Source organism: Bradyrhizobium sp. Tv2a-2, from assembly GCF_000472425.1.
Classification (GTDB): Bacteria; Pseudomonadota; Alphaproteobacteria; order Rhizobiales; family Xanthobacteraceae; genus Bradyrhizobium.
Genome location: NZ_AXAI01000001.1, coordinates 231,798 through 253,618 on the forward strand (window position 1 = coordinate 231,798; position 21,821 = coordinate 253,618).

Annotated in this window: 17 protein-coding genes; all 17 read right to left on the reverse strand. The window is 63.8% G+C overall.

Annotation, left to right across the window (positions count from 1 at the left end):
- Positions 1-10 precede the first annotated feature (10 nt).
- Positions 11-1,090, reverse strand: a complete 1,080-nt coding sequence (locus A3AI_RS0101110; RefSeq protein ID WP_024513796.1) for an ABC transporter ATP-binding protein — start codon at positions 1,088-1,090, stop codon at positions 11-13.
- Complete coding sequence (gene glpD, locus A3AI_RS0101115) at positions 1,087-2,631, reverse strand: glycerol-3-phosphate dehydrogenase (RefSeq protein ID WP_024513797.1); 1,545 nt, start codon at positions 2,629-2,631, stop codon at positions 1,087-1,089. The genes A3AI_RS0101110 and glpD overlap by 4 nt, the downstream gene beginning before the upstream one ends.
- A gap of 296 nt (positions 2,632-2,927) precedes the next feature.
- Positions 2,928-3,767, reverse strand: coding sequence for a DeoR/GlpR family DNA-binding transcription regulator (locus A3AI_RS0101120; RefSeq protein ID WP_024513798.1), 840 nt, complete (start codon positions 3,765-3,767; stop codon positions 2,928-2,930).
- A gap of 239 nt (positions 3,768-4,006) precedes the next feature.
- Positions 4,007-4,183 (reverse strand): hypothetical protein, encoded by a 177-nt coding sequence (locus A3AI_RS48650; RefSeq protein WP_198030042.1) that lies wholly within the window; start codon positions 4,181-4,183, stop codon positions 4,007-4,009.
- Between the two features lie 127 nt (positions 4,184-4,310).
- Positions 4,311-4,742: an acyl-CoA thioesterase gene (locus tag A3AI_RS0101130; protein WP_024513799.1), complete on the reverse strand. Its 432-nt coding sequence runs from the start codon at positions 4,740-4,742 to the stop codon at positions 4,311-4,313.
- Positions 4,739-6,832 carry a 3-hydroxyacyl-CoA dehydrogenase NAD-binding domain-containing protein gene (locus A3AI_RS0101135; protein WP_024513800.1) on the reverse strand — a complete coding sequence of 698 codons (2,094 nt, stop codon included), beginning with the start codon at positions 6,830-6,832 and terminating at the stop codon, positions 4,739-4,741. Before A3AI_RS0101135 ends, A3AI_RS0101130 begins: the two co-directional genes overlap by 4 nt.
- Before the next feature lie 2 nt (positions 6,833-6,834).
- Entirely contained in the window at positions 6,835-8,118 is a 1,284-nt protein-coding gene (locus A3AI_RS0101140) for an acetyl-CoA C-acetyltransferase (protein ID WP_024513801.1), read from the reverse strand.
- A complete protein-coding gene (locus tag A3AI_RS0101145; RefSeq protein ID WP_024513802.1) occupies positions 8,118-10,388 on the reverse strand; it encodes an acyl-CoA dehydrogenase in 2,271 nt (756 codons plus the stop codon). The genes A3AI_RS0101140 and A3AI_RS0101145 overlap by 1 nt, the downstream gene beginning before the upstream one ends.
- Before the next feature lie 322 nt (positions 10,389-10,710).
- The gene (locus A3AI_RS0101150; protein ID WP_024513803.1) at positions 10,711-11,334 is read right to left on the reverse strand and encodes a flavin reductase family protein; all 624 of its coding nucleotides are present in this window, start codon (positions 11,332-11,334) and stop codon (positions 10,711-10,713) included.
- Positions 11,335-11,481: 147 nt separating this feature from the next.
- The gene (locus A3AI_RS0101155) at positions 11,482-12,090 is read right to left on the reverse strand and encodes a TetR/AcrR family transcriptional regulator (RefSeq protein WP_024513804.1); all 609 of its coding nucleotides are present in this window, start codon (positions 12,088-12,090) and stop codon (positions 11,482-11,484) included.
- An 18-nt stretch (positions 12,091-12,108) separates the two neighbouring features.
- Positions 12,109-15,237, reverse strand: a complete 3,129-nt coding sequence (locus A3AI_RS0101160; protein ID WP_024513805.1) for an efflux RND transporter permease subunit — start codon at positions 15,235-15,237, stop codon at positions 12,109-12,111.
- A gap of 179 nt (positions 15,238-15,416) precedes the next feature.
- Positions 15,417-16,523, reverse strand: a complete 1,107-nt coding sequence (locus tag A3AI_RS0101165) for an efflux RND transporter periplasmic adaptor subunit (RefSeq protein ID WP_024513806.1) — start codon at positions 16,521-16,523, stop codon at positions 15,417-15,419.
- A 155-nt stretch (positions 16,524-16,678) separates the two neighbouring features.
- Entirely contained in the window at positions 16,679-18,016 is a 1,338-nt protein-coding gene (locus A3AI_RS0101170; RefSeq protein ID WP_024513807.1) for an MFS transporter, read from the reverse strand.
- A gap of 209 nt (positions 18,017-18,225) precedes the next feature.
- A complete protein-coding gene (locus A3AI_RS0101175) occupies positions 18,226-19,389 on the reverse strand; it encodes a winged helix-turn-helix domain-containing protein (RefSeq protein ID WP_051382272.1) in 1,164 nt (387 codons plus the stop codon).
- 103 nt (positions 19,390-19,492) lie between these two features.
- Positions 19,493-19,729, reverse strand: a complete 237-nt coding sequence (locus A3AI_RS0101180) for a hypothetical protein (RefSeq protein ID WP_024513809.1) — start codon at positions 19,727-19,729, stop codon at positions 19,493-19,495.
- 150 nt (positions 19,730-19,879) lie between these two features.
- Positions 19,880-20,191: a hypothetical protein gene (locus A3AI_RS41975; RefSeq protein ID WP_024513810.1), complete on the reverse strand. Its 312-nt coding sequence runs from the start codon at positions 20,189-20,191 to the stop codon at positions 19,880-19,882.
- Positions 20,192-20,406: 215 nt separating this feature from the next.
- Entirely contained in the window at positions 20,407-21,810 is a 1,404-nt protein-coding gene (locus A3AI_RS0101190; RefSeq protein ID WP_024513811.1) for a caspase family protein, read from the reverse strand.
- Positions 21,811-21,821: the final 11 nt, after the last annotated feature.

Consider the following 21,821-nt stretch of genomic DNA (forward strand, 5'->3'; position numbering starts at 1 on the left):
TGCATCTCCCTCACGCCGAACCAGGAGACGCGACCAGCCGGTCGGCCGCATCGAACACGAAGAGATTGTCGGGATCGAGCACGGCATCGAGCGTCTGGCCCGGCTCGAATTCATGCACGCCGTGCAGCACCGCGACCCAGTTCGTCGAATCGCGCTTTAAATGCACAAAGCTTTCCGAGCCGGTGATCTCGGTGATCGAGACCGTTGCCGGAAATGCGTGACGACCGGGAATGCCCTTGCCGATCTCCAATTGATGGGCGCGGAAGGCGACGCGATAGACGCCGTCCTGGATCTTCTCGTAGAGGCCGGTGGCCGGCGCCTCGACGCCGCCGGCATAGCGCACCGAGCCGTTCTTCTTTTCGATCCCGACCAGATTGAGCGGCGGATCGGAGAACACCTGCGCCACGCGCAGCGTCTCTGGATGACGGTAAACCCTGGAGGTGTCGCCGTTCTGCAGCGCCTTGCCTTCCCACATGCAGATCGTGCGGCCGCCCAGCAAAAGCGCCTCGGACGGCTCCGTGGTCGCATAGACGAAGATCGCGCCCGAAGCCTCGAAGATGCGCGGCAATTCCGCGCGCAGCTCCTCGCGCAGCTTGTAGTCGAGATTGGCCAGGGGCTCGTCGAGCAGCACGAGATCGGCGCCCTTTACCAGCGCGCGCGCAATCGCGGTGCGCTGCTGCTGGCCGCCGGAGAGCTGCAGCGGCGTCCGCTTGAGAAAGGGCTCGAGCCGCAAGAGCCTGGCCGCTTCGGCGACCCGCTTCTCGATCTCGTCGCGCGGCTTGCCCTGCACCCGCAACGGCGAGGCGATGTTCTCATAGACCGATAGCGCGGGATAATTGATGAACTGCTGATACACCATCGCCACCGAGCGCTGGCGCACGTCAATGCCGGTGACGTCCTTGCCATCGACGAGCACACGCCCCGTCGTCGGCTTGTCGAGACCGGCGAGCAGCCGCATGATCGAGGTCTTGCCTGAGAGCGTCGGACCGAGCAGCACGGCAAGCGTGCCGCGCTCCAGCGTCAGCGACACGTCGCGGATGGTTTCCGCACCGTCGACTGTGCGCGTCACATGTTCGAGCGTCACGCTCATGAGCGGCCTCCCGCTTCCAGGAGGGACGTTTCGCGGCGTGCACTATAAGCGGAGATCCAGTCGTCGAGCGCCTTGATCTCCGCTGCCGACAAGCGCAGGCCGAGCTTGGAGCGGCGCCAGACGATATCCTCGGCAGTGACCGCCCATTCCGATGCCATCAGATATTTGACCTCGCTCTCCGTCAGCGTGGCGCCGAACGACACCCCGAGATCGGCAGCGGATCTTGCATTGCCCAGCACCCGCGAGGCCCGCGTGCCATAGGCATGCGCCAGCCGGCCGGCGTGCTCCTGGGTGATGAAGGGATGGTTGCGCAGCAGCTCCGCGGTCAGCGCCGGCACTGCCGAGACATCCATGTCGCCGCCAGGCAGCGGCGATTTCGCGGTCCACCCTTCGCGCGATTTGGAGCTGCGCAGATGGGCTTCGAGCCGCTCCAGCGCTTCTTCCGCGAGGCGGCGATAGGTGGTGATCTTGCCCCCATAGATCGACAGCAGCGGCGCGCCGCCGGGCGTGTCGAGCTCAAACACATAGTCGCGGGTCGCGGCCTTGGCGTCGCTCGCGCCGTCGTCATAAAGCGGGCGGACGCCGGCATAGGTCCACACCACGTCCTCCGGACTAACAGGCTTGGCCAGATATTCGCTCACCGCGTCGCAGAGATATTTGATCTCCTCCGGCGTCGCCTTCACCTTGGCCGGGTCCCCGTCATAATCGCGATCGGTGGTGCCAATCAACGTGAAATCATCCTGATAGGGAATTGTGAAGACGATGCGACCGTCCGCGTTCTGGAAGATGTAGGCGCGGTCGTGCTCGTAGAGCTTCTTCACGACAATATGCGAGCCCTGCACCAGCCGCACCTTGGCTTTCGCATTGACGCCGGCGCCATGGGCGAGCACCTGCTCCACCCACGGCCCCGCGGCATTGACCAGGACGCGGGAGCGGATGGTCGAGCGCACACCGGTCAGCGTGTTTTCCACCGTGACCTGCCAGATGCCGTCCTGCTGGCGAATGTCTACCGCCCGCGTGCGGGTGCGAATGTCGGCGCCGCGGTCGGCGGCATCGCGCGCCGACAGCACGACCAGCCGCGCATCATCGACAAAGCAGTCGGAATATTCGAAGCCTTTGGCATAGCGCCCGGCGATCAGCGGACGTCCCACGGCGTCGGTGGCGAGATCAACCGAGCGGGTCGGTGGCAGCAGCACGCGGCCGCCGATATGGTCGTAGAGAAACAGCCCGAGCCGAAGCAGCCAGGCTGGGCGCAGGCCGGCGTGGTGCGGCAACACGAAGCGCAAGGGGCGGATGATGTGGGGCGCGATCTGCCAGAGGATCTCGCGCTCGATCAGCGCTTCGCGCACCAGCCGAAACTCGTAATACTCGAGATAGCGCAGGCCGCCATGCACGAGTTTTGTCGACCATGACGACGTCCCGCTCGCGAGATCGTTCATTTCACAGAGGAAAACTGTATTGCCGCGCCCGGCCGCATCGCGCGCGATGCCGCAGCCATTGATCCCGCCGCCAATGATTGCGAGGTCAAAAATTCGATCCAAAGACGCTTCCCCCGGCGCTCGCCGTTCCGTTGGCGATTTCACTTTCGATTTGCAGTAAATCACAACAGAAACGAAAGCAACCGAAATAAAGATGCTGCAGATGCGAAAGCCTGAGGGGATAAGACGAAAGTCTGGGAGATTACACCCGTCATTCCCAGGGCGCGAGCGGAGCGAACTTTAGAGGATGAACGGCCCCCGCTGCGGCAGCCTGGCCGTCCTCCTTCGAGGCTCGCCTTGAGAGCGTCTAAGGATGACGGGACTGACAGAGGACGCGCTGATATCGGGCAGGACCGTGCTTACGCCCGCCGCAGGGCGACGGCGCTGTCGGAGGCGGCCTCGCTATTGGCATCGTCGGTCTCGGCGGCCGGCTTCGGCATCGCCTCGATCACCTGGATGCCGCGGGAATGGCAGATGTTATGCAGACCTGCCGGCAATTCCTGGTCCGTGACGAAGGTCTGGATCTGGCTCATATGCGCGATGCGCACCGGCGCGCTGCGGGTGAACTTGGTGGAATCCGCGACGAGGATGACGCTGCGGGCGTTGGCAATGATGGCCTGCGCCACCTGCACCTCGCGATAGTCGAAATCGAGCAAGGCCCCCTCCTCATCGATCGCGGATGCGCCGATGATGGCGTAATCCACCTTGAACTGGCCGATCAGCTGCGTCGCGGTCGAGCCGACCACGGCGCCATCGGCGCGCCGTACCGCACCGCCCGCCACGATCACCTCGATGCGAGGATGGCGGTAAAGCAGCATCGCGACATTGAGATTGTTGGTGATGACGAGCAGGTCCTCATGTGAGGTCAGCGCGCTCGCGACCTCTTCCGTGGTGGTGCCGATATTGATGAAAAGCGAGCAGCCGTTCGGGATCAGCTCGGCAGCCGCGACCCCGATCGCCTTCTTCTCGTCGGCGGCGACAAAGCGGCGCGCCTCATAGGCGAGGTTTTCCACGCCGGACGCAATGATCGCACCGCCATGGATGCGAGTCAGCGTGCGCTGCTCACAGAGATCGTTGAGATCCTTGCGGATGGTCTGCGCGGACACCTCGAAGCGCCGCGCCAGGTCTTCGACCATCACCCGGCCTGAGGCGCGGGCGAGGTTCAGGATTTCGGATTGGCGGTGAGTAAGCCCGGTCACGGCGTTGCCTTGGCGCGAAATGGACGCGCCGAAGTTAGCGGCGGTTCGGGAGCAAGGTCAATTGCTCTCCGTCATTTCGAAAGACTCTCGCAAGAGAGTGAAATCCGATGTGCAGTTGCACATCTGCGGAATCCCCCCTGGGATTCCGGGTTTGATGCTCGTTCCTCACCCTGGAACGGCTGTGTTTGAAACGGGTCACGCCGATGTGCTCTGCAGCAACCGCGCTGCCCCACGGGGCCTCACGCCGCCTCGACCAGCCGCGCTGCAGCGCGCTCTGCATCGCGTACGGTGCGAAACAGGCGCCCCTCGAGCTGAAAGAAGATTTGGGAAGCCGCGAAGAAACGATAGCCACCCGGGTCACGCACGACGATACCCGCCTGGTGCGATCCCACCTCGATAATATAACTGTCGGACATTACACCCGCCTCTAATCCCCACGCGACCTATAACAGATTCGAGGTCGCTTCGTTCCCCGTATCTTGACGGACGCCTGCGGCATTTCCGCGTCCTCAAGGAGTCACGCCGCCGCCATCACGACGACTTTTAAATAGCGTGAGCTGCGTCGCTGCGCTGCACGGGCTGCGGGCGGCCCTGGTCGTCAATCGAGACGTAGGTGAAGTTGCCTTCGGTCGCCAGGATCGAATGGTCCTCCCTCCGCCTGAGCACCCAGGCTTCGAGATGGACGGTGATCGAGGTGCGCCCAAGACGCACCAAGGTCGCATGCACCGAAACGAGATCGCCGACATAGACCGGCTTCCTGAACGTCATCGCCTCGATCGCAACCGTCACGGTGCGCGATTTCGCGACCTTGGAGGCGAACACGCCGCCCCCGACATCCATCTGGCTCAACAGCCAGCCGCCGAAAATATCGCCATTGGCGTTGGTGTCGGCGGGCATTGCCAGGGTTCGGATGCAGAGGTCGCCGCTTGGCTCTCCCGTCGTCTCCAACGGAGCCTGCGCTTTGGTATCCGTCATCTAAAAGTCTCCCAGCCCGCGTCGGGTGCGAATCTGTCGCCGAATTTTTGCGCAAGCATCCGCAATGTCGAGACGATGTTCTCGACACCGCGCGTGCGCGCGTAATTCAGCGGTCCGCCGCGGAACGGAGCATAGCCCGTGCCGAAGATCATGGCGCCGTCGACCACATCCGCGTTATCGACAATACCTTCGCGCAAACAGGCGACGCAGACATTGGACATCGGCAGGATCAGACGATCGGTCATCTCGTTGGTCGGCTGCGGCGGATTGGCCGCAGTTTGCGATTTGTCGGCCTTGCCGTCGCGCCAGTCGTAAAAGCCCTTGCCGCTCTTGCGCCCCAACTCGGCCCTGGCGACCTTTTCGCGCAGCCAGGCCGGCGCTTGCGGGAGAGAAGCGCCGAATTTCGCGCGCAGCATGTCGCCGACATCAAGACAAATATCGAGCCCGACCTGGTCGGCGAGTTCGATCGGCCCCATCGGCATGCCGAACTTTTCCGCGGCTGCGTCAATTACGAGCTTGTCGATGCCTTCATCCAGCATCAGCATCGCTTCCAGCATGTAGGGCGTGAGCGCGCGGTTGACGAGGAAACCGGGCGAGCTCTTCACCGGCAGTGGCAGGCGGTCGATGACGCCGACAAAGGCCAGCGCCTCCTTCAGCAGCGTGCCATCGGTGCCATCATGACTGACCACCTCGACCAGCTGCAGGCGCGACACCGGATTGAAGAAGTGCAGGCCGAGCAGGCGCTCGGGCCTCTGCAGCGTGGTGCGTAGATCTTCCAGCGGGATGCTTGAGGTATTGGTGGCGAGAATCGCGCCCGGCTTCATGCGCGGCTCGAGGCCGGCATAGACCTTCTGCTTCAGCGCAAGCTTTTCCGGTACCGCCTCAATGATGAGATCGGCGTTGCGCACACCCTCGCCGTCCATGTCGGGGATCAGCCGGTCCAGCGCGTCGCGCACGTCGATCGGCTTCCTGATGATCTTGCCAAAGAGATCGCTGGCGCGCCTGACGGCTGACGCAATCGGCTCGGCCTTCATATCTGCGAGCGAAACGCGAAGCCCCTGATTGGCGCACCACGCCGCGATGTCGCCGCCCATGGCGCCTGCGCCGATGACATGGACATGGCCGACCTTGTTGCCGCTGCCGGCGAGCTTCTTCATCTGCTCGCGCAGGAAGAAGACGCGGATCAGGTTCTGCGCGGTCGGGGTCACCATCAGATGCGCGAAGGAGCTCTTCTCGGCGGCCAGCATCGCGGCCTTGTCGCCGCCATGCTTCTCCCAGAGATCGATCAGGCCGTAGGGCGCGGGATAATGCGCGGGCGACGCGGCTTTGGCCGCCTCCTTGCGCATGCGCGAGGCGAGAAGCGTGCGCGCCGGTGAGGAATTGAGCACGGAGACCAAGAGACCCGGACGTGCGCGCGTGAGGCGGCCGAACACGGCATCGCGGACCGCGCCGGCAACATGCCGCTCTTGCGTCACGGCGTCGACCAGGCCGAGCGCCCTGGCGCGCCGCGCGTCGATGGTGCGCCCGGTGAGCATCAGCGTCATGGCCTGCATCGGATTGACCAGGCGGGTGAAGCGCGCGGTGCCGCCGAGGCCCGGATGCAGGCCGAGCAACACCTCGGGAAAGCCGAAGCGGGCATTGTCGACGGCGATGCGCGCCTGGCAGGCCAGTGCAACCTCGAGCCCACCGCCAAGGCAGAAGCCGTGGATCACGGCGACGCTCGGCACGCGCAACGCCTCGAGACGATCGATCACGGCATGGGCGCGGCCGATCGCCGTCTCCACCACCGCCGGGTCGCTGGCGCCGCGGAATTCCTTGACATCGGCGCCGGCGATGAAGCCGGATTTTTTTGCCGAGCGAATGACAAGGCCCGTGGGGCGCTCGCTCTCGACCGCCGTGAGTACCTCGTCAAACTCCTCCAGGACATCGGCGGACAGCGTATTGGCGCTCGCCCCCTCGCGATCGAACAAGAGCCAGGCGATTCCCTCGGCATCGCGGGTCAGCTTGAAATGACGGTACGAGCCCGGTGCAGGCGCGGGCCCGAGCACGAGCACGCGGTCGGAGAGCACGTCCATGATCTTCGACTGCATGGTCACACCATCTCGATCAGCATCGCGCCGCCCAGCCCGCCGCCGATGCATTCGGTCGCGATGCCGCGTCGCGTGCCCAGCCGCTTCATTGCGTTGACCAGATGCAGCACGATGCGGTTGCCCGACGTGCCGACGGGATGGCCGAGGCTGATCGCACCGCCATCGACATTGAGGTTTGCGCGGTCAAGCTCGCCCGCGGCGCCGTCGAGTCCCAAGACCTCGCGGCAGAATTTGTCGTCGTTCCATGCGGCGAGGCAGCCGAGCACTTGCGTCGCAAAGGCCTCGTTCAGCTCCCACGTGTCGACCTCCCGCAGCGTCAGTTCGTTGCGCTTAAGGATCTCGGTCGCGCACAGCACCGGGCCGAGCCCCATGATGGAGGGATCGAGCGCCGACCACTGGCTGTCGATGATCGCGGCTTTCGGCGTCAGGCCGTGTTTGGCCACCGCATCTTCGGAGGCGAGGATCACCCAGGACGCCCCGTCGGTGATCTGCGAGGAATTGCCGGCAGTGACCTGGCCCCAGGGACGTTCGAACACGGGGCGCAGCTTTGCCAGCGACTCCGGTGTCGAGTCCGGGCGCACACCATCGTCGTGATCGTAGAACTTGCCGTCGTGCGCAAAAGCCGTCTCGACCTCGCCCTTCAAAAAACCTTCCTTCTGCGCTTTCGCGAGCCGCTGATGGCTCTCGGCGGCATAGGAATCGGATTGCGTGCGGGTGATGCCGAAGAGGTGGCCGACGACCTCAGCGGTCTGGCCCATGTTGAGCTCGGTGATGGGATCGGTGAGGCCGCGCTCGAGGCCGATGACCGGCTTCAAATAGCTCGGCTTGACCTTCAAGGCTGCCATGATCTTTGCACCAAGCCCCTTGGCGGTCGCGAGCCCTGCAAACCAGCGCACGCCCTGGTTCGGCCAGACCAGCGGCGCGTAGCTCAGGGCCTCGGTGCCGCCGGCAAGGATCAGGTTCGCATTGCCTTCGCGGATGTAGCGATAGGCGGTATCGATCGACTGCATGCCGGAGCCGCAATTGATCTGGACGGTAAAGGCGACCATGTCTTCGCCCATGCCGAGCCGTAGCGCTGCGACACGTGCGGGGTTCATCTCGTCGGCGATGACATTGACGCAGCCGAGGATGACCTGGTCGAAAGCCGAGGCCGCAAACGGCTGGCGCGCGAGCAACGGCCGGCCGCATTGCACGGCGAGATCGACCGGCGTGAACGGCCCCGGCCCGGTGCGCGCTTTCAGGAACGGCGTCCGGCTGCCGTCGATGATAAAGACTGGCCGCGCCATCAGCTCGCCGCCCTCTGCTCACCCAACTCCTGGAAGAACTGATGCACATCGGCGCCCTTCTTGTAAATCGGCGACAGCGCTCCGGGCGCGAAATCGTCGACCTCGATCACTTTCGCCACTGCCTCATGCGCGGTTGCAAGCCGGTCGGCCTCGGCTTGCGTGATCACGCCGCGTTTTGCCGCCTCGTTCCAGTCGCGCAGATGCGCCTCGCGCATCTTCTTGTGCGCGGCTTCGGCAGCGGTCACAAGCAGGAAAGCCTTCTCCAGCCGCGCCGGGCCGCCGTCGTCCTCGACATGCGAAAGATCCGGCGTGAGGCGATCGCGCGCCGCCGAGGGCTCCAGCACGATTTGCGCGCAATTGTGCACGACGCGGTCGGAGGGACCAAGCACCCGCGCGCCGAATGGCTGCACGACGAATTTCAGGATGGCGGCGACGAAGCGGTTCGGCAGATTGGCGAGAATTTCTGCAAGGCGATTCTCGATGGTCTTGAACCCGCTCGCCACGCACCATTCGAGTAGTGCAAAATCCTGTTGCTGCCGCCCCTCGTCCTGCCAGCGCTTCAACGCCGCCGAGAGCAGATAAAGCTCCGACAAAATGTCGCCGAACCGCGCCGACAGCATCTCCTTGCGCTTCAAGGCGCCGCCAAGCGTGAGCAGCGCCATGTCGGCGAGAAGCGCGAAGGCCGCCGAATAGCGCGAGAGCTGGCGATAGAAGCGGGTTGCGTCGCCGGCATCTGGTGCCGGAGCGAATAGGCCGAAGGTCCAACTGCGGCCGAACGCCCGGAACAGCGTCTTGAAACTGTGGCCGATATGTTTCCAGAACACGTAGTCGAAGGCATCCAACCCGCGCGCGCGGTCGTCCTCGGCGAGCGCGTTCATCTCTTCCAGCAGGAACGGATGGGCACGGATCGCGCCCTGCCCGAACACAATGAGATTGCGCGTCAGGATATTGGCGCCCTCGACCGTGATACCGACCGGAACCGAGCGGTAAAGATTGCCGAGATAGTTCTGCGGGCCGTCGATCACGGCCTTGCCGCCGTGGATGTCCATGGCGTCGTCGATGGCGATCCGCATCCGCTCGGTCGCCTGCAGCTTCATGATCCCGGAGATGACAGCGGGATGATGCCCCTCGTTGAGCGCGGCGCAGGTCAGCCGTCGCGCGCCGTCGAGCTGATAGGCGGTGGCGGCGATCCGCGCCAACGGCTCCTCGATGCCCTCGAACTTGCCGATCGCAATGCCGAACTGCTCGCGGATGCGGGCATAGGCGCCGCTGGTCCGCGCGGCATAGGCCGCGCCGGCGGCTGACAGCGACGGCAGCGAGATGCCGCGGCCGGCGGCGAGCGCCGTCATCAGCATCTTCCAGCCTTCGCCCAGCCGCGTCTCGCCGCCGATGACATAGTCGAGCGGGATGAAGACGTCGCGTCCCCGGTTCGGGCCGTTCTGAAACACCTGCATCGCCGGCAGATGCCGCCGCCCAATCTCGACGCCCGGCAAATGGGTCGGGATCAACGCGACCGTGATGCCCAGATCTTCCTTGGTGCCGACGAGGTGATCGGGATCGTAGGCCTTGAAGGCAAGTCCGAGCAACGTCGCGACCGGACCGAGCGTAATGTAGCGCTTGTGCCAGTTCAGTCTCAACCCGACGATTTCGCTGCCTTCGAAATTGCCTTTGCAGATTACGCCGGTATCGACCATCGAGGCGGCATCGGAGCCGGCCTCGGGACTGGTCAGCCCAAAGCAGGGAATGTCAGTGCCGGACGCAAGCCGCGGCAGCCATTTTTGCCGCTGCTCCCTGGTGCCAAAACGCATCAGGAGCTCACCGGGGCCGAGCGAGTTGGGCACCATCACCGTCACCGCCGCGGTGAGCGAGCGCGAGGAGAGCTTGCGCACCACTTCGGAATGCGCATAGGGCGAGAAGCCGAGCCCGCCGTACTCCTTCGGGATGATCATGCCGAAGAACTTTTCGCGCTTGATGAAGTCCCAGGCCTCCTGCGGCAGGTCGCGCCATTCCCAGTTGATCTTCCACTCGTCCAGCATAGCGCAGAGCGCATCGACCGGACCGTTGAGGAATGCTGTTTCCTCACCGGTCAGCGTCGCCTGCGGATAGGCGAGGAGCTTCGACCAATCGGGACTGCCGGCGAACAGCTCGGCGTCCCACCAGACATCGCCCGCCTCCAACGCCTCGCGCTCGGTGTCCGACATCGGCGGCAGCGCTTTTCGCGCCAGCGAAAAGATCGGTCTGGTGATGTAGTCGCGGCGAAAGGAGCTCATGGCGACATCCTTCATTGGCTAGCGACGGAGCGAGGTTCGGAGAGGGTGCTTTCGCGCAAAGGGTAAAGAATTGGGCGGCCCTTCGCACTGAAAATAAAATGAAATTGATGAGCGATAACGGGAGATTTCGCTGCCGGTTCCGGGGCGGAAAGCACCCACGGGCTTCGTTCACCGCTCCCGCCGGCAGAGGTCGGATCGCATCACGAGATGCGATCCTGGTGAGGGGTCACGGCCCCTCGCAAAGCCGCGGCCCCTCACGCGATTTGCTGCGCAAATCGACCTCTTCCCGCTGGGAAGAGGTGGGAAGAGCCGTGCACGCGCACTAATCCGGCCGCACCATCTCGAACAAGTTCTCCGGTCGGATCTCGAAATAATCGCCGCGGCGGCCGGCGCGGACGATCGGATGGGCGAGCCCGGTCTGGTAGACGCCGTCCTTGATGAAGGCTTTGTCGATATGGACGGCAACGACCTCGCCCAGCGTCAGCCAGGCTTCCGCCTTTTTGCCGTCCGCGCCCTGCAACCGGATGATCTGCGACAATCGGCATTCGAAGGAGACTGGGCTCTCGGCGACGCGCGGCACGTTGATGAGCCTGCTTGGCACCGCCGTGAGCCCTGCGACCTTGAACTCGTCGACATCGCGCGCGACATGGGCCGCGGTCGCGTTCATGTGCCTGGCGAGATCCATGGTCGCGAGATTCCAGCAGAACTCCTTTGTCTCCTCGATATTGGCGACGCTGTCCTTCCAGTTGGTGGAGGAGAACCCGATAATCGGCGGGACGTAACAAAAGGCGTTGAAAAAGCTGTAGGGCGCGAGGTTGATGTTGCCCTTGGCGTCGCGGGAGGAGATCCAGCCGATCGGTCGCGGCGCGATGATGGCGTTGAAGGGATCGTGCTTCAGCCCATGGCCCTTTGACGGCTCGTAGTAATGCAGGTCTTTTTCCGCCACGCCTTTTTCCCTTTCGTTGACCATCATTTCCGGGGCACGCGCAAGCGCGAACCGGAATCTCAAAATTCCAGGGTCGATGCTGAATCTGTCACCGGGGCGCGCGTCATGCGGCCCCTTCGGCATCGTCCCGGAATGACGGGAGGGAAACTAGCCTGCAGCCTTGCCCGAACCAAGCCCGACGAGGATAAAATCGACCATTTCATCGATCGTGGGGCCCGGCTTGTCGGCGGCCTGCGCAATCATCTGCGGATGGAAGAAGTGCACCATGGCCGTGCAGGCGCAGAGAGCCGCGACGGACACGTCGGTCACCTTGAACTCGCCACTTGCCGCGCCCTGCCCGATCACGTCGCCGATCGTGGTCGTGATCAGCTCAATGTGGGAAACGCATACGTCCCAGCTCTCCTTCATGGCGATCTCGACCATCTCATGCAGCTTGGCGTCGCCGACATAGCGCTCCGAGTTCATCTGGTGGATGGTCGTCATCAACTCCCGCATGCGGGCCGCCGCAGGTCCGGGCTTGTTCGCAATCCGCTTGGCCTCGACCTCGACCTCGCCCATCAGGCCGCGCGCGACGCCCTCGTGGATCGCCTTCTTCGATTCGAAGAAGCGGTACACATTGGCCGGGCTCATACGCAGCTCTTTGGCGATGTCGGCAACCGTGGTCTTCTGGTAGCCGATCTGCCGGAACAGACGCTCCGCCACCACGAGAATCCGCTCGCGGGTATCCGATTCGACATGTTCGGAAGTTAGCGTCATGACCTGCTCAATCTTCAACTATTCGGCTGCCTCAGCAAGCGCAAATGCGCCCTCGCCCGGTTGCTGCGGCGCGAGATCGGCGTTGCGGCCGCTCTCCTCCAGGCTGTTGCGGAACCAGAGGGCATACAACCCCGGCAAGTACAGCAAGGTGAGGAAGGTTGCAACAAACAGGCCTCCCATGATCGTGATCGCCATCGGGCCCCAGAAGGCCGAACGCGACAGCGGAATCATGGCAAGAATCGCGGCCAGCGCCGTCAGCACCACCGGACGGGCGCGCCGGACGGTCGCCTCCACAATCGCCTCCCTGCGCGTCAGCCCATGCGCTACATCGGTCTCGATCTGATCGACCAGGATGACGGTATTGCGCATGATCATGCCGGCGAGCGCGATCAGGCCGAGCAGCGCAACGAAGCCGAACGGGGCATTCGCCACGTTGAGGCCGAGCGAAGCGCCGATGATGCCAAGTGGCGCGGTGAGGAAGACCAGGATCAGCCGCGCGAAATTCTGCAGCTGGATCATGAGCAGCGTTAGCATCACCATGGCCATGATCGGGAACAGGACGAAGATCGAGGCATTGCCCTTGGCGGATTCCTCGAACGCGCCGCCCGGCTCGATCCGGTAGGCTGGCTCGAGGTGATCGCGGATCTCGGCCAACTTCGGCCAGATCTGGTTGGTGACGTCGGGCGCCTGCACGCCATCATTGACGTCGCTGCGCACGGTGATCGCCATATCGCGGTTGCGCCGCCACAGGATCGGCTCCTCGTGCGAATACTCGATCTTGGCGATCTGCTGCAGTGGCACCGCGATGCCGTTCTTCGAGGTGATAGTGAGATCGCCGACATGGGCGAGATCCAGCCGCTCCGACGGCACGGCACGGGCGACCACGCCGACCTTCTCGATGCCGTCGCGCACGGTCGTGACCTGCACGCCCGAGATCAGCATCGCAAGCGACTGCGAGACGTCCTGCGGGGTCAGGCCCAGCGCACGGGCGCGATCCTGATCGACGACGAGCTTGAGGTAAGGTGATTGCTCGTTCCAGTCGAGCTGGACGTCCCTGACGTTCGGGTTTTCCTTCATGACGTCGCGGACCTGGTAGGCGATCTCGCGCACCTTGTTGGTATCGGGCCCGATGACGCGGAATTGAACGGGGAAGCCGACCGGCGGGCCGAAATTGAAGCGGTCGACGCGCACGCGGGCCTGCGACAGCAGGCCTTCGGCGGCCGCGTTCTCGATTTTCGCCTTGATGCGCTCGCGCGCCTCGACGTCCTTGGCGACGATGACGATTTCCGCGAAGGCCTCGTTCGGCAGCTGCGGGTTGAGGCCAAGCCAGAAGCGCGGCGAGCCCTGGCCGACATAGGCGGTATAGGTCGCGATATCCTTGTCGTCGCTGAGCAGCGTCTCGGCCTCCTTCACGGCCTTCTCGGTAACGTTGAAGGCGGTCCCTTCGGGAAGGCGCAGCTGCAGGAACAATTCCGGCCGCTCGGACAGTGGGAAGAATTGCTGCTGCACGTGGCCGAAGGCAACAATCGAGACAACGAACACGCCGACGGTCGCAGCGACCGTCGTGATGCGGTGATTGACGCACCACTGCACGATCGCACGCAGGCCACGGTACATCCGCGTTTCGTAGATGGCGTGGGGATCGTGGCTGTGATGAGCCTTGATGTCGGGCAGCAGCTTGACGCCGATATAGGGCGTGAAGATCACCGCGACGAACCACGACGCGACCAGCGAGATCGCGACGATCCAGAAAATGCCGCCGGCATATTCGCCGACCGCCGAATTGGCAAAACCGATCGGCAGGAAGCCGGCCGCGGTCACCAGCGTGCCCGTGAGCATGGGAAACGCGGTGGATTCCCAGGCAAAGGAGGCCGCCTTCACGCGGTCCCAGCCCTGCTCCATCTTCACCACCATCATCTCGACCGCGATGATGGCGTCGTCGACCATGAGGCCCAGCGCAATGATCAGGGCGCCGAGCGTGATGCGGTGCAGATCGAGCGACATCGATTCCATCACGATGAAGACGATCGCGAGCACCAGGGGCACCGAGGCCGCCACCACGATGCCGGTCCGCCAGCCGAGCGCGAGGAAGGAGACGAACAGCACGATGGCGAGCGCCTCGATGAAGGAGTGCACGAACTCGCCTACCGCATGCTCGACCACCTTGGGCTGGTCGGCGATCTGGTCGACATTGATGCCTTGCGGCACCGCCTTCATGAACTCGGCGGTCGCGGCGTTCACCTCCTTGCCGAGCTCGAGGATATTGGCGCCCTTGGCGGTGACGACGCCGATACCGATCGCGGGCTTGCCTTCCTGGCGCACCACGAAACTCGGCGGATCGACAAAGCCGTGGGTGACGGTTGCGATATCGCCGAGGCGGAACACCCGCCCGTTGCTCTCAACCGGCGTCTCGGCGACCGCCTTGGCGCCGTCGAGCGCGCCGGTGACGCGCAGCGGCACGCGCTGCGACGATGTCTCCACCGTGCCGGCCGGCACGACATTGTTCTGCTTGGCGAGCGAATCGAACAGTGCCTGCGGCGTGATGCCGAGGGTTGCGAGCTTGGCATGCGAGAACTCGACAAAGATGCGCTCGTCCTGGGTGCCATACATGTCGACCTTGACGACGCCGCTGACCTTCAACAGGCGCTGGCGGAAGGCCTCGGCTGTCGTCTTGAGCTGTTTATAGTCGGCGCCGTCGCCAGTCATCATGAACAGGATGGAATCGACGTCGGAGAACTCGTCGTTGACCACGGGGCCCAGAATCCCCGCGGGCAATTCGCCCTGCACGTCGACGAGCTTCTTGCGCAGGAGATAAAAGAGATAAGGCACCTCCTTCGGCGGCGTGGAATCGCGGAAGGTCACCTGCATCGCGGTGAAGCCGGGCTTGGAATAGGTCTGCACCTTCTCAAAATAGGGCAGCTCCTGCAGTTTCTTCTCGATGGGGTCGGCGACCTGGGTCTGGATTTCGTTGGCGGTGGCGCCCGGCCACATCACGGAGACGTTGACGACCTTCACCGTGAAGAACGGATCCTCGGCACGGCCGAGCCGCTGGTACGAAAACAGGCCGGCGACGCCGAGCACAATCATCAGAAACAGCACAAGCGCGGGATGGCTCACCGCCCAGGCGGACAGATTGAAGCGCTTCATGTCACTCTCCAACTTCGACGACCGCGATCAGTCAGAGCGCATGATCCGGAAAAGCGTGTAGCGGTTTTCCGAGAAGATCATGCGCAAGCTAAAATGGAGCCGTCGTTGCGAGGGAACGAGGCAATCCAGGGGGCTGACTCGGGATTGACCAATCGCCCGCACCTCGCAACGACGGCAGCTCAGAACGACAGCTGCGAGACGACCCGTACCTTCTGGCTCGGATCGATCTTCTGCACGCCGAGCGCCACGATCTTCGCGCCCTCGGCAACGCCGCCCGAAATCACCACGGCGCCGCTCTCGTAAGCCTTGACCTTGACCGGCCGCAGCGTCACCTCGCCCTTGTCGTCGACGACATAGAGCGAGGGATCGCCGCCCTGGCGGAACAGCGCCGACAGCGGCAGCCGCGCGACGCGCTCGGTCGCGGCATCCGACAGCGTCAACGTCGCGGTCATGCCGAGCTCGACATTGTCGCCGACGTCGGGCAGCGAGAACTTTGCCAGATAGGTGCGGGTGGCCGGGTCCGCGCTCGGCGAAATCTCGCGCAGATGCGCCGCATACTGCTTGTTGGGATCCGACCACAGCGACACCGTCGCGCTGCCGGTCTTGGCTCGGTCGACCAGCGTCTCGGGAATTGCCACCACGGCTTCCTTCTCCGCAAGCCGCGCGACGCGGATCGCGGTCTGGCCGGAGGCCACCACCTGACCCGGTTCGATCAAGGTCGCGGTGACGACGCCGCGGGCATCGGCTTCCAGCGTCGCGTAGGACAGCGAGTTTTTGGTGAGCTCGACCGAGCGCTCGGCGCGGTTGAGCCGGGCGCGGGCCTCGTCGGCCGCGGCCTTGGCCTGGTCGAGCTGCGCATCCGTGGTCCAGCCGTCGAGCTTCAGGTTCTTGGCACGAGTCTCGGCGGCTGCCGCCTGTGCAAGCACGCCGGTCGCCGCGCGCAGCTCGGCTTCCGCTTGCTCGGCCTGCAGCCTGAGGTCGACCTCGTCGAGGGTCGCGAGCGGCTGGCCGACATCGACGCGCTGCCCGACCTCGACCAGGCGCTTTGCCACCTTGCCGGGGACCCGAAAGCCCAGGTCGCTCTCGATCCGGGGGCGGATGGTGCCGACAAAGCTGCGCTCGGGGGTCTCGGCCTCGTAGTGGGTGGTCGCGACCAGAACGGGGCGGTTCGGCTCGACCTTCTGCGCCACACTGTCATTGCAGCCGGCCAGCGCGACCGCCATTCCCGCCAGCAGAACGCCAGCCAATAGCTTGGAATAACTTGCAAAAATCCACCGGGCCAACATCGGACACTCCCTCGGTTTGACCTTGAGATGAGTGTCGAATGTTCAGTGATAAAAGTCAATAATCGTCAACAGTCATGATTTCGTGAACGTTAATCCATGTTCCCGGGTGCGCGCGTTGCCCGCGCGCCCCGGAATGACGGTGCGTCCGAGGGGAATCACTTCGCCCTTTCGGTGGCCGAAAACTCCACCTTGCTCTCATGCCCGCCGAGAAACACCAACAGGCCGCCGATCAGCGGCAGCACGGCGAGCGCGAGCAGGCCATTGGCGGTGCTGCCGGTGGAATCCTTGATCCAGCCGATCAGATAGGGGCCGCCGAAGCCGGCGAGATTGCCGATGGAATTGATCAGCGCGATTGCGCCCGCGGCCGCCGTGCCCGACAGCCAGGCGGTCGGCAAGGTCCAGAACACCGCGAAGACGCAGAACACGCCCACCGCGGCGAAGGTGAGCGCGATCATGGTCGTCGTCGCATCAGTGAGGAAGGCGGAGGCGCCGAGCGAGATCGCGATGAGGAAGAACGGGGCGCCAACATGGAACACGCGCTCACGGGCCGAATCGGAGTGGCGCGCCCACAGGATCATGGCGATCGTGCCGAACAGATAAGGGATCGCGGTGACGAAGCCGGTCTGAGCGTTGGTGAGGCCGAAGGCCTTGACGATCGTCGGCAGCCAGAACTGCATGCCGTAGAGCGCAGCCACGAAGCAGAAATAGATCAGGCTCAGCATGATCACCTTGGACGAGGACAGCGCTTCGCCGAGGGTCATGTGCTTCGCGGCCTGCTTGGCGGCGAGTTCGGCATTGAGGCGTGAGGCAAGCGAGGCCTTCTGCTCCCCCGTCAGCCAGCTCGCACGCTCCGGCTTGTCGGTCAGATAGAACCAGGTGACGATGCCGAGCAGCACCGAGGGCACGCCCTCGATGATGAACAGCCACTGCCAGCCTCTCAGTCCCCAAACGCCGTCGAGCCCGAGCAGAAGGCCCGAGATCGGCGCGCCGATCACGGTCGAGACCGGGACCGCCACGGCAAACGCTGCGAGAAAGCGCGCGCGGTACTCGGCCGGATACCAATAGGTCAGATACAGGATGATGCCGGGGAAGAAGCCTGCTTCCGCAACGCCGAGCAGGAAGCGCAGCAGATAGAAGCTCCACTCGCTGTTCACGAGCGCCATCAGCGCCGAGATGATGCCCCAGGTCACCATGATGCGGGCGATCCAGCGCCGGGCGCCGAACTTCTCCAGCGCAAGATTGCTCGGAACCTCGAAGATGAAATAGCCGATGAAGAAGATGCCGGCGCCCCAGGCGAAGATCAGCGGGGTGAATTTCAGCTCCGCATTCATGGTGAGCGCGGCAAAGCCGAGATTGACCCGGTCGAGATAGGAAAAGAAATAAGCCAGCACCAGAAAGGGTATCAGGCGCCAGGAAATGGACCGGATAGTGGACGTTTCGATATCGCTTCGAGCGGTGCTACCCGAAGCGGCAAAGCTGGCGGACTGGCTCATGTTTCTCCCCTGCCCGGTTTTTGTTGGTCTTCGAGGCGGGGTTTTGAGTATTGAGGGCGCGAAGTCAAACGGATTCGTTGGAAAGCGCATTCGCTGACATGCATGGGGTCATGCAACTTCTCCGTCATTCCGGGGCGCGCGTTAGCGCGAACCCGGAATCTCGAGATTCCAGGCTCGGTCCGCCGTACCGCCCCGGAATGACGGAGGAATCACTCCCCTAGCTGAAACCGCTCGAAACGATCCAGCGCCTCCTCGATCCGCGACTTCAGTTCCGAACGCGCCCCACGCTTGGCTCCAGTCCCGACCCAGCTCCATTTCTGCAGCAGGAGTTTCCGGTTCTGCCGGTCGGTCTTGAGATCGATCGCGGCGACGATGTCGTCGCCAACCAGCACCGGCAGCGCGAAATAGCCGAACTTGCGTTTGTCCTTGGGAACATAGGCCTCGAAGCGGTGCTCGTAGTCAAAAACAAGATGCGTGCGCTTGCGCTGGATGATCAAGGGATCGAAGGGCGAGAGGATGTGCACCAGGGTCGGCGCGACCTCGGTTCTCTCCTCCAGCGCCGCCGGGCTCACCCAATGCTCCTGCTTGGCAGCGCCTTCGAGCGCGACCGAGACCAACTCGCCGCGCCGCACGCGCGCCTCGATCAGGCGGCGGACGCCCGGCTTGCTCGGCGCATCGAGATGGCAGATCGAATCGAGCGAGACCAGGCCTTGCGACCGCAGGCTGCGGTCGAGCAGATAGGCCGCGACCTCCGCCGTCGACGCGGCCTTGGGCGGCGTCTCCCAGCCGAAATGCCTGTTGATCAGCTCATAGGTCTTGAGCATGCCGTTGCGCTCGGAGATGGTCAGTGCGCCGGTATAAAAGGCGAATTGCAGCGCCCGCTTCGACGGCTTGCGGCTGGCCCACAGGTGCTCCTTTTCGGTGAGCACGTCATCCTCGATGTCGCGGATGGTCAGCGGCCCCTGCCGGATCAGCCGCATCACCTTGCGCATGTCCTGAGGTGTGACCGAGGTGAACCAGCGCTCCCGCTCGCGCCTGTGCAGCCGCATCAGGGGAATGAAATAGCGCAAGTCACGGCTCGGCACATAGGACAGCGCATGGGTCCAGTATTCGAACACGCTCTTGTCGACGCTCTGGGCCTGGCGCAGATCGGCGCGGCGATAATCGGGAATGCGGCTCCAGAGGATGTGATGGTGACAGCGCTCGATCACATTGATGGTGTCGATCTGGACATAGCCGAGATGAGCGACGGCATCCCCGACGGCTGACGCGCCCGAGCCGAAAGGGGCGGCGGAATCAAGCCGCTGCGCGCGCAGCCAGATGCGCCGCGCGTCCAACGGGTTCAGGGGATGAGGTGGATTTGGTCGAGGCACGATCAGCACAATCTAGCCAGTTTGAGCTGAACTGCCAGAGCCCAATAAAAAGCCGCGCCACCTTGCGGCAGCGCGGCGAGGATCAAAATGAAAAATCTTTGGCTTATTTCGCCATGCTCAGCTTCTGGGCGTTGGCATAGTGCATGCAAGCGCTGCGCATCTTGCCATTGCTGACGTCGGTCGCGGCCGCCGCGATTTCCTTGTTGGCCGGCGTCTGACCGTCAGGCGACATCGCCAACGCCGACGTGCCGATATTGGCGGTCGTGCAGGCCATCATTTTCGCTGATACCGGCGACAGCGCCAGCGCCGCAAACATCCCAGCCGTAATCAATATCCTCATCTTGTCCTCATTGGAAAATAATCCGGCGTCATGCCGGACTCACGCGATTCGCATCATGTCTTGGGACAGTTTCGGGAAAAAGACACTTTCGATGCTGCAAAGCAACGCGACGGAGCTTCGCGCGCGCCAAGGATCGCCTCGCGTCCGGTCTCAGGGTTTCGGCTTGGCGTCGATGCTGCCGGTCGCGATATCGGGATCGCAGGCGGCCTTGCCGCGGCCTTGCGCCTCGCATTTGTAGAGCGTGCCGGTCAGGCGGTCGACCAGCCAGGCGCTGTCGTCTGTCGGGCCTTCGACCGCGACATAGCGGGCGCCGAGCGCGGTGATCAATGTGGACAGAAGGATCGCAGCCGCGATCATGGCGGCGCCGATCAGGATCGATAGCGAGCTGAAGGAGCCGCTCCGGTCGGAATTGCCGGCGCGATAGCCCTGATAGTCACCCGGTCGTTTGGTGGGAGAGAACACGGCCCTGCTTACGCTGATTCTTGAACGATGTTGATCTTGTTTTTTTGGCCTGCCGACGGCCCAGCGCTAAGGGCACATCGAGGTGATTTGTTGGCTCAAGCCCGGCGCTCGCGCGACGGCATTGCGACGGGAACCGGCAGAAACAGAAGCAGAAACAAAAAAGCGGCCTCCACGAAGGGAGGCCGCCGAGATCGCCGCTGCAGGGAGGCTTGGTTTCAGCGGCGGCCAAACAGTCCGCCCATCATATGGCCGAAGAAGGCGCCAGGGCCGCCACCGCCACCGCCATCGCCGCGGTAATGCCGGCCGCCGCCACCACCGGAATGGCGCATATGGTGAACCTCGTTATCATCGCCGTCGCTGGAGGACGCCACGCGGGTGGAGACGATCTCGGACTCCAGCGCCTTGTGCTGCAACAGGTTGAGATAACCGGTTGAGGGATAGCCGCGCGCGGCCTGCCAGCGCTTGATGACGCTGCGGGTCTCGTCGTCGAACTTTCCGGTTGCCTTGATGTCGAAGCCAAGACCGGTGAGGCGGCGCTGCACGTCGCGACGCTGCGACTTGTCGAGACCAAGCTGGTCTTCGGCGACCTGGTCGGCTTCCTCTGTAAAAGTCGCGGGATCGATGCCGGTGGTCAGGTTGCGCGTCGTGGTCGAGGGGCCGTCCTGGAGCGAGGCGATCCGCGCAAGCGCCAGCGACTTGAAGCTGCCGTTCGGATAGCTGGTGAGGTAGGCATTGAGCTCTTCGACCTTGTTGGAGTCCTTCACCGAGCGCCAGAACTCGAGTTCTACGCCCGAAGCTGGCGCGGCCGGCGCGACGTTCGCGGTCTCGGCCGGCTTCTCGGCGGGAATGCCAACCGGATTGAGATAGACGCTGCCTGTCAGGTTGGTGTGGCCCCAGGGCAGCTGGTTCTTGTTGGTCTCGTCATTGACCTGGGCGCGGACCTTCGTCATCGCCTGCTGAATCTCCACGCCGGGCCGAGCAATGTTGGCAACCAGGGCGCGGGTGAACGGGCTGTTGGTGCCTGCCTCGCCGTCAAGCGCGGTCTGGCCGGGGCCGGTGGCAAAGGCGATCAGCGTCCCCTCGCCCGACTTCATCTCGGCAAGCCCCGATTCCGCGCTGACGCTACGGGTCGCCTTGGCGGAGCGGATCTTTGCCGCGAACGGGTTGTCGCGGCAGGCATCGAGGAACACCAGCTTGACCTTGGCGTCCGCCATGGTCTGCTCCAGCGTCAGATCGACATTGATGGCGGCGCCGAGCTTGACGTCCATCTCGGATTTCAGGTCGGCATCAACAGGCAGGAGATAATTGGTGCCGTTCACCGCGATGCCGTGGCCGGCGTAATAGAACACGGCGACGTCGGCGCCCTCGGCCTTCTTGCCGAACTCCAGCAGCTTTTCCGTCATCTTGTCGCGCGACAGGTTGGCGCCCTCGACGACGTCGAAGCCGACATTGCGCAACACCTTCGCCATCGACTTGGCGTCGACCACCGGGTTCGGCAGAAGCGGCACATTCTTGTAGGCCGAATTGCCGACCACGAAGGCGACGCGCTTGTCGGCGAGCGCCGTCTGGCTGCTGACGAGAAGTGCTGCGAGTGACATGGCTGCGAGCAGGACGCGCATGATCATTCTCC

Excerpts from the sequence above, each read along its gene's own strand:
- A3AI_RS0101110 (WP_024513796.1), bottom strand. The coding sequence starts at position 1,090 with ATGAGCGTGACGCTCGAACATGTGACGCGCACAGTCGACGGTGCGGAA.
- A3AI_RS48650 (WP_198030042.1), bottom strand. The coding sequence starts at position 4,183 with ATGTCCGACAGTTATATTATCGAGGTGGGATCGCACCAGGCGGGTATC.
- A3AI_RS0101130 (WP_024513799.1), bottom strand. The coding sequence starts at position 4,742 with ATGACGGATACCAAAGCGCAGGCTCCGTTGGAGACGACGGGAGAGCCA.
- A3AI_RS0101135 (WP_024513800.1), bottom strand. The coding sequence starts at position 6,832 with ATGCAGTCGAAGATCATGGACGTGCTCTCCGACCGCGTGCTCGTGCTC.
- A3AI_RS0101140 (WP_024513801.1), bottom strand. The coding sequence starts at position 8,118 with ATGGCGCGGCCAGTCTTTATCATCGACGGCAGCCGGACGCCGTTCCTG.
- A3AI_RS0101145 (WP_024513802.1), bottom strand. The coding sequence starts at position 10,388 with ATGAGCTCCTTTCGCCGCGACTACATCACCAGACCGATCTTTTCGCTG.
- A3AI_RS0101155 (WP_024513804.1), bottom strand. The coding sequence starts at position 12,090 with ATGACGCTAACTTCCGAACATGTCGAATCGGATACCCGCGAGCGGATT.
- A3AI_RS0101160 (WP_024513805.1), bottom strand. The coding sequence starts at position 15,237 with ATGAAGCGCTTCAATCTGTCCGCCTGGGCGGTGAGCCATCCCGCGCTT.
- A3AI_RS0101165 (WP_024513806.1), bottom strand. The coding sequence starts at position 16,523 with ATGTTGGCCCGGTGGATTTTTGCAAGTTATTCCAAGCTATTGGCTGGC.
- A3AI_RS0101170 (WP_024513807.1), bottom strand. The coding sequence starts at position 18,016 with ATGAGCCAGTCCGCCAGCTTTGCCGCTTCGGGTAGCACCGCTCGAAGC.
- A3AI_RS0101180 (WP_024513809.1), bottom strand. The coding sequence starts at position 19,729 with ATGAGGATATTGATTACGGCTGGGATGTTTGCGGCGCTGGCGCTGTCG.
- A3AI_RS0101190 (WP_024513811.1), bottom strand. The coding sequence starts at position 21,810 with ATGCGCGTCCTGCTCGCAGCCATGTCACTCGCAGCACTTCTCGTCAGC.